Below are 11,192 nucleotides of genomic sequence, written 5' to 3' on the forward strand. Positions count from 1 at the left end.
AAATACGCTGACTTTCATGAGCCTTTTCTTCTGGTTTCTCTACTTGGTGTGGAGGTGAAGTATGGCGCACCGGAGTTTTTACCCGTTTGCAAAACCGCTCAATGAGCAAATGCAAACTTTGAAGAATAGGATGCAGGCACATTTACCGTGTGTCGATAGGGTGTCTTTTGCTAAGTATCACCCTAAACAAGGCATGCTTAAATCTTTTGCCGAAAGTGAGTTCGACACTTGGTGTTTGGCTCATCACGAAGCGCCACTTCGAAAACTGCACAACCTGAGCATTGCTGCAGACAATGCCATCCCTCGTCTTGTTAACGATCTTTACGACATCAACCACTGTCCACGTATTCAAACCTTGTTGAAACAAGGCTACCACTCGTCTGTCGCTATTCCTTGTTATGACCGTCAAACCTTTACTGGGTTTGTGTTTCTCAATTCGATTCAACCCAATGCGTTTAGCGTCGAGGCTTTAAATGGGCTAAGACCCTATTTTGAGATGGTGCAATTTGCCGTTGAATCTGAAGACCACGTCGTCAATGCGATTGAAATCTTGGCAGAAAGAATGCAGTGCTTGATGCCAGGGTATTCGCCGGAAGTTTACTCGCACACTAAGCGTATTGGTATGTACGCCCAATTAATTGCAACAGAGCTTGCCGATGTTTATCAATTTAGTGATGAAGTTGTCGAGCAAATTGGAATGTTCACTCGTTATCATGCTTTGAGTGAAATAAAACTCCCTGCTGATGTGGTATGTAATCGCCGATGTGTGAATGCAGAGCAAGAAGCGCTGCTATCTGAGCATATTGAACAATGTGTTGAATCAGCAGATAACATTGTGGCGAGAATTGGTAATCCAGTTCATCCGAGTGTCACTTTATTTCAGCAAATTACGTCTTACCAATATGAAAACCTCGATGGGTCTGGCTATCCGCATGGGTTAGATCGTTCAGGGATTCCTATCGCCGCTCAAATCGCGGCAGTTGCTAATGTGTTTGATGTCATGACCACCCATCATCCATATCGTCAAGCGTGGTCAATCCCGTATGCCTTGTTAGAGCTTGAAAAACGCGTTTACCAAGGCTTGTTATCCCGAGAATGCGTGAATGCTTTGCGCGAACATCAAGGCTACTTAAAACAAATTATTCATAAGTACCCAGAGCATTATGCTGGTATGGGGTTAATGTGAAAGTAGAGGAGCAAACCATGAAGGGAATCAAAATATTGACTAGGAGGTCGGAATAAATAATACTGTATATGTATACAGTAACTCGTTTGGAGGTGAAGTATGTTGTGGGAAACCCTAGAAAGAGTAAACCGCTTACGCCAACAAGCACTTGCGAATGCTGAATTCGTAGAGTCGGCAAAGGAACATGAAGAAGCTTTGCATGACCAAGAGTATCACTACCAACCAAGAAAGCGTTCAGCCAAAGACAAACAAGGTAAGAAGTCGCTGGCCGATATCTATAAAGAAGTAGAGTTTGGCGCTGACGCTCGTCATTAACTGGTTCAACAACGCTGCGGCTCTCATCCAACTTTTCTTATCGTCGCAGCTTAACTTATTCCTTGAGCGAGCATTGCGAATGGCGATGCTCGCCGCCGATAGTCCTCATTTCCAATCCCTATTTCATTTCGTTTTAAATGGCTTTTCCCCTTGCTTCTGACGTGCTTTTTGTAGCGAGAATGTGCTCCCAATAAGATTTATAAAATTATTTATTAATGATAATGACAATGGTTTGCATTTGTATCTTTGCTGTTATATAAAGCCAAGCTTATTAATCGTTTTGTTGAATAAAATTATAAAACGTAACGGGAAGGTAGACGGCAAAGCGAAGTTTCACCAGCCCCGAGACGTAAATAGGATTAGGTGAAGTAGGGATGTTAGAAGCCAAAGCACTCCAATTCGATATTGACGGTAAGTCTTTGTTGAAAGCATTTGATTTGACGTTTGAAACTGGAAAAACGTACGCGCTTGTCGGACACAATGGTTCTGGCAAATCCACACTTCTCAAGCTGCTCGCTCAGCAACAACCATACAGTGATGGCGATATTTTGCTACATGGTGACAACATCAACCGTTTATCGGCAAAGAAATTTGCCCAGCACATCGCTTACCTTCCTCAGCACTTACCCATGACCGACAGCATTCTCGGTCGAGATTTAGTGAGCTTTGGTCGTTACCCTTGGCATGGTTTATTAGGACGGTTGAGTACAAAAGATAAAACCATCGTGGAAGAGGCGATGGAAATGACAGGAACATCCAAATATGCCGATCGCCTTGTCGACACGCTTTCTGGTGGTGAGCGCCAACGAGTGTGGCTTGCGATGTTACTCGCACAGAAAACCGAATACCTGTTGCTTGATGAGCCCTTGTCTGCGCTCGATATTAGTCATCAGGTCGATATGCTTTCTTTGATCTCTAAACTTAGTAAAGACCTAGGTTTAGGGGTCATCATCGTACTGCATGACATTAACTTAGCTGCACGCTTTTGTGATGAGATTGTCGCATTGCACCAAGGTGACTTGATAGCGCAAGGTGACGTTCAACAAGTATTTACCGAGCCTAAGTTGCAGCAAATCTATGGCATTGAAATGCGTATTTCTGACCATCCTGCTGGGTATCCAGTAGCGATGCCAAGCTAAGTGGGGTCAACAATGGATTGTAAGCCGCTTATTTCATTGCTGAAGCGACTTGTTTGGGCGACAAGTCTTGCTTTTCCTCTGTTTGCTCATGCAGTTGATAAGACGCCATCACCACGAGTGATGTCGGTGGATTGGACACAGACCGAAACCATGCTTGCACTCGGTGTTGTTCCGGTTGGCGTCGCACAAGGGCAAGATTATGACGCATGGGTGAAAGCCCCAATATTACCAAAACAAACAAAAGATGTGGGTTTAAGAACGCAACCCAACATTGAGCGTATCTACGAGCTCAAACCCGACCGTATTTTTATTGCCCCTTATTTTTCTGCGATGGAAAGCCGATTAGCGGAAATTGCGCCTGTTACAACGATAGATCTTTACGGGCAGGGAATCACGGATTGGTCGGTATTGACTCAATTCACTCGTACTTTCGGCAAAGAATTGGGACGAGAGGTAGAAGCAGAAACGTTTATTGAACAGTCAGAGGCACAGCTTGCCTCACTCAAAGAAAGAGTCGACCAAAATTCAGCGCCATTATTAATGGTCCAGTTTATGGACACTAAACACGTGCGTGTCTTTGGCGAGAACAGTTTGTATTCACAAGCAATAAACCAGCTTGGTCTCTCTAATGCGTGGACGGAAAAAACCAATAGCTGGGGTTTTAGTATGGTCGGTATCGACAAACTCGCGGGAATAAAAGCGCACATCGTTATTGTGGATCCGCTTCCTCATGGTGGAGAGCAACAGTTGGCACAAGACCAATTTTGGCAATATATCGTAGAACAATCAGGTCACCCTGTTATGCGCGTTGATCCTGTTTGGAGCTTTGGTGCCATGCCCTCTGCGGTTCGCTTTGCTCATTTAGTCGCTGCGGCAAAAGAGAAGGATCACTTCTAATGAGAGCTTTTCCTTTATCCTTAGTGATCTTACTTTCTATGTTTACGGTGTCGGTTGGAGCGTTACATCTGAGTCAAACCACCGCCTTTTCCAATGGTTTAGCAAGCCTTTGGCAGCCTGATTTCCAGTCGATAAATTCCGTTCTTCTTCATTTTAGCTGGTGGCCACGCGTATTTACGACGGTGATCTCCGGAGCGGGCTTGGCAGTTGCTGGTGTGTTGATGCAACAGGTTCTACGTAATCCGTTGGCATCTCCTACGACTTTAGGCGTTGCGAGTGGGGCGAACTTTACGCTCATGCTTGCCACGTTATTCACACCTTGGATGCTGGACTTTTCTGCCAATTTAGTTGCTTTGGTTGGTGGTGTCACTTCAATGGGGCTAGTGATGTTGTTGTCTTGGCGACGGGCTCTTTCTCCGACCGTTGTTGTTGTTTCTGGCTTGGTGATCAACTTGTATTTTGCTTCTCTGAGTACGGTCATTTTGATGATGAATACGGAGAAGCTCAATGGACTCATGATCTGGGGAGCAGGCTCCTTAGTTCAAAGTGGTTGGGATGATTTCAGCTATCTTGCACCAAGAGTCGCCATTGCTGCACTAGTGGCATTTTTGTTTGCTAAACCTTTGAGCCTTTTGGAGCTATCAGAGCAAGGAGCAAAGAGCTTAGGTGTGTCGCTAGCGAAGCTGCGCTTTGTTTGCCTTGGCTTAGCGGTGCTTATTACTTCTTGGGTTGTGGCGACGGTGGGTATCATCGGTTTTATCGGTCTTGCTGCGCCAGCTATTACACGCTTGATTGGCGTGCATAAGATTCAGCACAAACTTTGGATCTCAATGTTGATTGGTGCAATGCTTTTGACCCTCACCGATTTAGTCATTCAACAATTACCGGGTTTGATGGCGAGCTTTATTCCAACAGGAGCTGCCACTGCCGCGTTAGGCGCACCACTGTTACTTTGGTTACTACCTCGATTATCACAAAAGACGCAAGGGCATACGCAAACCGTGCTCACTCGTCACTCGGAGCGCGTCAACAAACTTAACAAACACGCTATCGCATTTACTTTGTTGATCATCTTGGTGGGCATCGTGCTCTTCAGCACCGTTTCAGTTCAGAACGACGGCTGGACATCGCTTTTCTCTACCCATGAATGGCTATTTTTGGAATGGCGTACACCTAGGCTTTTAGCCGCGGCGATGGCCGGGGCTATGTTGGCGATTGCAGGAACCATGATTCAGCGATTGAGTGGCAACCCGATGGCTAGCCCGGAAGTAATTGGTATCAGCTCAGGAACTGCAATGGGCTTGATCATTGCTATGTTTACTGGCGTTGGTGCATCGGTTGTGACTTTGTCTATTGGTGGCTTGATTGGTGCCTTGTTGACGGTACTAATCATTGTCTTGTTGAATAGAAAATCTGGCTTCCAACCAGAACGAATCTTGCTGACAGGTATTGCCATTACTGCACTCATGAATGCCATCCAGAGTTTTATTTTGGCAACGGGTGACCCACGCAGTTATCAAGCATTGGCTTGGCTTTCAGGCTCGACGTATTACGTGTCAATGGACACGCTGCTCCCGCTCGCTCTTTCTGCCATTGTGTTTATTGGTTTGAGTTTTGTTTGTGTTCGCTGGTTAGATATTTTGCCGATCGGGGCTTCTTCTTCTAAAGCTCTCGGTCTCAAAGTTGACCGTTCTCGTGCCATTTTACTATTGCTTGTGGCTTGTCTTACTGTCAGCGCGACTTTGGTTGTTGGCCCTATTAGCTTCGTCGGTTTGCTTGCGCCACATTTGGCACGTTTGTTTGGCTTTAATAAAGCATCGCAACACATGCTATGTGCCGCCTTGCTTGGTGCAGGTGTGATGCTATTGGCTGACTGGATGGGCAGACAGGTGCTTTATCCGCAAGAGATCCCTGCAGGATTGGTGGCATCTCTTATTGGTGGTTTGTATCTGATGTGGGGACTACGTCGACTGTAACGACGATTTGGCTTCATTCCTCACATATCAAAACAATAAAAATCTAGAACTGGGTGATCGCTCTCATCACCCAGTTTGTGATGCTAGCAAAGCACGTCCTGTGTTTTTGCATTTAAGGAAAATCAGTGGTTATGCCGGAACCAACCCGTGTGGGCTTGTCTATTCGCTCAACGCATAAAAGGTTGGAAAGGTTACCGACAAAAAAGGAGAAAAATGATGAATCGGCAGTTTATGCTAACACCCGCAGCAGTGGCTATTGCGATGGTGCTAGTAACCCCTCAAGTGCTTGCTCAAGAAGATGAAAACATTGTTGTAATTGGTCTACAAGAAGACAGTGCCGTTGGTCCTGATTTTAGCTACCTTGGTGCGAAGAGTCGTACTGCAACGAAGATGGATTTAGCGATCAACGAAACGCCACGCGCTGTTTCCGTTGTGACTCGTGAGCAAATGGATGACCGCGCATCAATCAGTGTCTCAGATGCACTGCAATATACACCAAGCATTCAAACCAATTACTTTGGTGAAGATAACAAGCAAGATTGGTTTATTATCCGTGGTTTTAAGCAGGCGAATAGTGGCTTATATCAAGATGGAACTCGTCTGTATTCATCTGGATTTTACAGTTGGCAGATTGACCCGTTTGCATTAGAGCGAGTGGAAGTGCTTCGTGGCGCGGCCTCTGTGCTTTATGGTCAAAACCCTCCAGGTGGTGTTATCAATTTAGTGAGCAAACGCCCTCAGTTTGATGGTGGCTCTGGTCAGGTGTCGGTGGAGTATGGTTCTGAAGATCGCAAACAGATTTCTCTGGATGTGAACTCAGAAGTGAATGAGAAGCTTGCTGTTCGTGTGCAAGGTTTGGCGCGAAAGAACGGCACACGTGTTGATGGCGTTGAGGCCGAGCGTTTCCTTATTGCTCCTTCACTGACTTACAAGTTCACTGATACGTCAGAAATTACTTTGCTGACCAGTTACCAAAAAGATGATTCTGACCCATACCTGCAGTTCTTACCTGTAGAGGGAACATTGAAGCCAAACAAAAACGGTAAGATAAGCGATAGTCTTGCGGTCGGGAACACGGATTGGGAAACGTTTGAACGCGAACAGCTTTCTGTTGGTTACGAGTTTGCACATATGTTCAATGACACGACTTCGTTTGTTCAGTCGACTCGTTATAGCCAAATGGACGTTAACCTTCGACAAATGTATTCGTACGTCTATGCTGCTGACGTCCCAGGATTAGGTCCGCTGCTTGATCCTTTGAATGAGCGCAAAAGCATCCTGCGTGCGGCCAGTACAGAAGAGGGCTCTTCTGATGCTTTCAATATTGATAACCGCTTGATGCACAACATGCAATGGGGAAGTGTTGAACATAACCTCATGGTTGGTATTGACTATCAGATGGTCAGTATTGATGGTAAAGACTTTGCAAGCGACCCATTGGTGGCTGATGGAAATTCACTCTTAACCACGCCTATTGGAATCTTGCCAGATCCGCGTTTTGATGTTTTCAACCCAAGTTATTCGAACAATGTTTGGTTGCTAGACCCAATAACGCTTCAGCCTTTGACTGACGCCGACAAGCAGCGAACAAAGGTTGATAACGAGCAGCTTGGTATCTATCTACAAGACCACATTCTGGTCAATGACAAGTGGGCGGTTCTTCTTGGCGCACGTTATGATGATACGAGCAATGAGGTTCACAATGTAACGACAGGCTCTCGAACTAAAGTTGATAATGAAGAGTGGACGTTTAGCGTAGGTACTGCATACATTTCAGAGGCTGGTTTTACGCCATACTTTAGTTATTCGCAGTATTTTGATCCTATTATTCAGCAAGACAGTGCAGGCAAGCCTGCGAAGCCAGAAAGTGGAGACCAGTTTGAAATCGGTGTGAAATACCAACCTCGTACGTTCGATGGCTACTTTAATATTGCAGCTTACCAAGCAACGAAAGAGAACCTTGCTCGAATCCACCTCAATCAGTTAACTCAAATTGGTAAAGTAGAAAATAAGGGTATTGAATTTGAAGCAGTAGCAAATGTGACCCCGTCACTGACATTACTTGGTAACATTGCTTATGTGGATTCTGAAATCAAAGAAGATGTGAACGCAGCATGGGTGGGCAATTCTCCATCTCAAGTGGCGAACACGGTATCATCCGCTTGGGCGCATTACCGTTTCCTAGAAGGGACACTTGATGGCTTAGCTGTTGGGCTTGGGGCGCGTTACACCGGTGAATCATACGGCGATAACACTGAAACAATTAAAGTGCCGGGCTACTTCTTGATGGATGCGACGGTGAGCTACCGTATTGGTGATTACAAGTTACAAGTTGCAGCTAAGAACCTAGCAGATAAAGAGTATGTCGCGACATGTGATGGCTTTTGTTGGTACGGCGACCGTCGTAATGTCATCGCGAGCTTAACCTACGATTGGTAAATATTAGTGTGAAACAAAAATCCCCCGAATTATCGGGGGATTTTTTAGAAATCAGCTTTGCGCACGTAATGAGGGTTTTTGTACTTTTTCTCGGGACCAAAGGTAGAAACCACCAATTTATTCCATAACGCTTTATCGAACTCGCCTTTTGGGATTGAAGGGTAGAGCGTTTCTTCCTCTTCTCTTGCAAAGTTCATGTACTGTTTTTTCTTGATTTGGTTGTACTTTTTAGCAATCTGATTGTGCTTTCTTACCCACTCAAGCTTGTACTCGCGTAATACCTTCTCACCCTTGTCCGCATCCATTCGAGATAAGAATAGGCGTTTGTAAGAAACCTTTCTGTCCAGCATGGTACGCATGACGGTTTGAATGTATTTACCGTGATGAGTAATGGTGATGTCATTCTCATCGATAGGCGTGATGCACCAACTCTTTGGTAAAAAGCTTGGTTTCTTAAATTGCTTATTACGTTCCATTAGCACCTGATGAAGAACCAAATCAGATGTGCCGCGGAAGGTCTTTTGCCACTTAGCGATTCGAATTTGTAGCGAACCTGGCAAGCGATAGATGTTAGTAAACTTATCTTGGTCCATGGACTTCAGTCATGAAATTAACATGCAATAGGAAAATTGATAGACGCGAGTCCCGGCAAGCAGAATGAATCCACTTTGCTGAGGGAAAACGTGTCGGTAATTAGCGCGATTTTACAACGACATCGCTCAAAATAGCGAGGGGTTATGTCAATAATAGGTAAGAAATAAAAAAATTGTTTAGATTATGAATAGAATCAGGTGGTTTTATGGGGATTTTAACTTGAACACCTCCAAAGTAACCTTAGTGTACTTCCGACTTTGTAAAAGGAAAGGGACGTCAGTTTCGAGTCTTCATCAAAAGCTCAAAGCTAGGGCGTAAATCTCATTAGCCTTGCCTGTTCTGAACTTCAAATAGAGTTTTAAGCTCATGAACGCCCCCATTTCTGTTTTAATTGGTTGTTCAGAAACAGGGGAGTCACCATTGTCATCTACGATGTGTTTTTAGCGAGGAGATAAAAAACGTGCTTTCACGTTTTTAACTTGAGCCAATATTTTCCTATTTAATGTTTATTTTTCTTGTCTTAACGTTTCTCGTAATTGAAAGAATAATCAACCCGAATGCAGTAAATAGCCCCAAACCCGCGCCATTACGTTTCGTTGGTGTTTTTTCAACATCCCTAGGTACAATATTCTTCGCTGTTCTTCCTTTAATTGGAATTAATTTAACCGCAACGACTTCTTCCTTATCTGAACAAGTCGCATTATTGGCGGTGGTTTTATATCCAGAATGACACTTCAGCGCTGTTGCAGAAATAATGCCCGCATCATTAATGTCGCTTGCATCGATAATTCTGAATCGGTTATTTTCTTGGGAGTAAGAGGTGGACGAAGTATCGCTTGAATCTGAACCGTTTGTTAAATCATCCAAATACCACGCTTTTCCATCAAACAGCGTTTTTGCTCTTTCACTGACTTTACTATTTTTTGCATAAGGCAAGATAAACGCTCGTTGTCTACGTGGTTTGCCTTTCGATGCGCGTACCTTTTCTGCATCCACTCTGCCGACAATTTCATTGTATGTATTGATTGCACCCATTTTTCCACTCGCACCGTCAAAGAAAATCCCGGATTGCAAATAGTTGGCTCGCAATGTTCTTGCTCTTACATCATTGACGACGAATAAACGGTTGGGCGCAGAACCTGTTGGCATTAAATACTGCCCTGAACGTTTCGCTTCACCAATCGCAACGAAGTTAGAGTTAACGCCGGTTAACCTTGAATTGCTATGCAGTGTTTTGTTTTTAATTCGTTGCTGTGCCCCGTCCACGGGTTTGTTGACCCAATCTTCTTTTTTATTAAGGTCGCCAACAAAGACGGTGGCGTCCATGTAGTTGTCTTTCTGATACGAGTTGTAGCCGACGCCATAGACAGTACTACCATCAGTAACAAAGTCTCGCATGCTACCTTGGGCAAGTCTTTTGCCGCCTTTGAGTCGTTTGCTTTGCCATTCGAGTTCTAGCGCATTTCCTTTGTCATCCCATATTGCAGCTTTAGAACTGTGGTTCGATCCTGATTTTCTCGCCACGCTGCCAACAGTGATAGTGCCATCTGTCGCCCATGCACGGGTTGCGACTATGGCTGCTTGATCGCCTGCAGTAGTAAAGTTTGGTTTAACTGGTGAAATGGTGTCTTTAGAGTCTAATCCAGTCGCCACCGTCCCAATTGACTTTGCGTCTTTTGTTAAAGCATTAACCACGCTGTTTTTGGTATTTGGGTTAAAGAGAGGGAAGGCTGTGTTGTGGTCACCTTCTACGTATGCGGTTACTGTTGGCTCAGATGCTTCATTGTGACCCAATGACCATGCTTGCCAGAGTGTGCTCGCCCACGCTGAACAAATCTTGTATTTTTTTTCGTTGTCACAGTATCGTTTAAAACCAGATTCACTACCTCGATATGCAAAGCTAGAATCCATTGCAAAAGGTACTTCTTCTCTCAGTTCAGATACATCAATAGGTTTCCCCTCTAGCATAGCCGTTGAGCGAACATCGAGTGCTATTTTGAATTTACTGGCATCACAATTCGCTTCTTTTTCAAAGCAACCGAGTGAGTAAGGTTGTCCAGTAATTGGATCATTAATGTCTCCACTTTGAATCGCGGAACCAAATGAAGATAAATTAGTGTTATCGGGAACGACTTGCACTACTTGATATAGTGCAGCTTGTGAACTTATTGAAAAACCAGCAGTAGCAAGCGCTATAAACTTAATATTCGCTTTTAAACTCATCCATCCAATTCCTATCATTCTAAATAATGTTTTCGGTAATATGTGACCAAGGAATTTATAGATAATTCATTATTGAACGGTGTTTTTTTGTATGTGTTCACGTACAAATAAATACATAAAAATACAAAGTAAATAGTTTTAAAATAAGAATGGATAACGGGTTATATACCCAAGTGACTTCAAGATGTAGGATTCAGAGCGTTGTCATTGATTCGAGGTCAAGGAAAACAACGCAGCGAAATAGCCAGCTCTTTCCAAGTTGTTTGACGCAGCCATTGGTTTAATTAAAAAAGCGGGGCAATGACACGCTCCCGAAGGGCGAGCTGTCTTGGCTTGTATACTTTGTTGCCGATTCTTGATTTAGAGTGACTAGATCTTTAAATCGTCGCCGCGTCTACAAACCAAGTCATTCTCGCTGAACCT

8 protein-coding genes are annotated in these 11,192 nt (G+C 44.3%); 6 read left to right on the forward strand and 2 right to left on the reverse strand.

The features are described 5' to 3' along the window. Nucleotides 1-61 precede the first annotated feature (61 nt). The 6 genes from MHO32_RS11360 (at nt 62) to MHO32_RS11385 (ending at nt 7,952) form a co-directional block, all read left to right on the forward strand. Nucleotides 62-1,186: an HD-GYP domain-containing protein gene (locus MHO32_RS11360; RefSeq protein ID WP_029789404.1), complete on the forward strand. Its 1,125-nt coding sequence runs from the start codon at nt 62-64 to the stop codon at nt 1,184-1,186. A gap of 99 nt (nt 1,187-1,285) precedes the next feature. Beyond that, entirely contained in the window at nt 1,286-1,501 is a 216-nt protein-coding gene (locus tag MHO32_RS11365) for a hypothetical protein (protein ID WP_005433984.1), read from the forward strand. 374 nt (nt 1,502-1,875) lie between these two features. Beyond that, nucleotides 1,876-2,640 carry an ABC transporter ATP-binding protein gene (locus MHO32_RS11370; protein WP_005444434.1) on the forward strand — a complete coding sequence of 255 codons (765 nt, stop codon included), beginning with the start codon at nt 1,876-1,878 and terminating at the stop codon, nt 2,638-2,640. A gap of 12 nt (nt 2,641-2,652) precedes the next feature. Continuing rightward, complete coding sequence (locus MHO32_RS11375; RefSeq protein WP_239211914.1) at nt 2,653-3,537, forward strand: ABC transporter substrate-binding protein; 885 nt, start codon at nt 2,653-2,655, stop codon at nt 3,535-3,537. Beyond that, nucleotides 3,537-5,513 carry a Fe(3+)-hydroxamate ABC transporter permease FhuB gene (gene fhuB / locus MHO32_RS11380; protein ID WP_199450004.1) on the forward strand — a complete coding sequence of 659 codons (1,977 nt, stop codon included), beginning with the start codon at nt 3,537-3,539 and terminating at the stop codon, nt 5,511-5,513. Before MHO32_RS11375 ends, fhuB begins: the two co-directional genes overlap by 1 nt. A gap of 216 nt (nt 5,514-5,729) precedes the next feature. Further along, nucleotides 5,730-7,952, forward strand: a complete 2,223-nt coding sequence (locus MHO32_RS11385) for a TonB-dependent siderophore receptor (protein WP_009698085.1) — start codon at nt 5,730-5,732, stop codon at nt 7,950-7,952. Nucleotides 7,953-7,996: 44 nt separating this feature from the next. On the opposite strand, the gene MHO32_RS11390 is transcribed toward MHO32_RS11385, so the two are convergent. Further along, the gene (locus MHO32_RS11390; RefSeq protein WP_005442115.1) at nt 7,997-8,545 is read right to left on the reverse strand and encodes an MSHA operon transcriptional regulator; all 549 of its coding nucleotides are present in this window, start codon (nt 8,543-8,545) and stop codon (nt 7,997-7,999) included. A gap of 496 nt (nt 8,546-9,041) precedes the next feature. After that, complete coding sequence (locus MHO32_RS11395; RefSeq protein WP_239211917.1) at nt 9,042-10,769, reverse strand: DUF3466 family protein; 1,728 nt, start codon at nt 10,767-10,769, stop codon at nt 9,042-9,044. Nucleotides 10,770-11,192: the final 423 nt, after the last annotated feature.

The sequence above is a fragment of the Vibrio sp. MMH1-50 genome, assembly GCF_022347645.1.
In the GTDB taxonomy this organism is placed as follows: domain Bacteria; phylum Pseudomonadota; class Gammaproteobacteria; order Enterobacterales; family Vibrionaceae; genus Vibrio; species Vibrio harveyi.

Bases quoted from the DNA above. Each gene is read 5' to 3' on its own strand.
- MHO32_RS11360 (WP_029789404.1), top strand. From the start codon at position 62: ATGGCGCACCGGAGTTTTTACCCGTTTGCAAAACCGCTCAATGAGCAA.
- fhuB (WP_199450004.1), top strand. From the start codon at position 3,537: ATGAGAGCTTTTCCTTTATCCTTAGTGATCTTACTTTCTATGTTTACG.
- MHO32_RS11365 (WP_005433984.1), top strand. From the start codon at position 1,286: ATGTTGTGGGAAACCCTAGAAAGAGTAAACCGCTTACGCCAACAAGCA.
- MHO32_RS11375 (WP_239211914.1), top strand. From the start codon at position 2,653: ATGGATTGTAAGCCGCTTATTTCATTGCTGAAGCGACTTGTTTGGGCG.
- MHO32_RS11370 (WP_005444434.1), top strand. From the start codon at position 1,876: ATGTTAGAAGCCAAAGCACTCCAATTCGATATTGACGGTAAGTCTTTG.
- MHO32_RS11390 (WP_005442115.1), bottom strand. From the start codon at position 8,545: ATGGACCAAGATAAGTTTACTAACATCTATCGCTTGCCAGGTTCGCTA.
- MHO32_RS11385 (WP_009698085.1), top strand. From the start codon at position 5,730: ATGAATCGGCAGTTTATGCTAACACCCGCAGCAGTGGCTATTGCGATG.
- MHO32_RS11395 (WP_239211917.1), bottom strand. From the start codon at position 10,769: ATGAGTTTAAAAGCGAATATTAAGTTTATAGCGCTTGCTACTGCTGGT.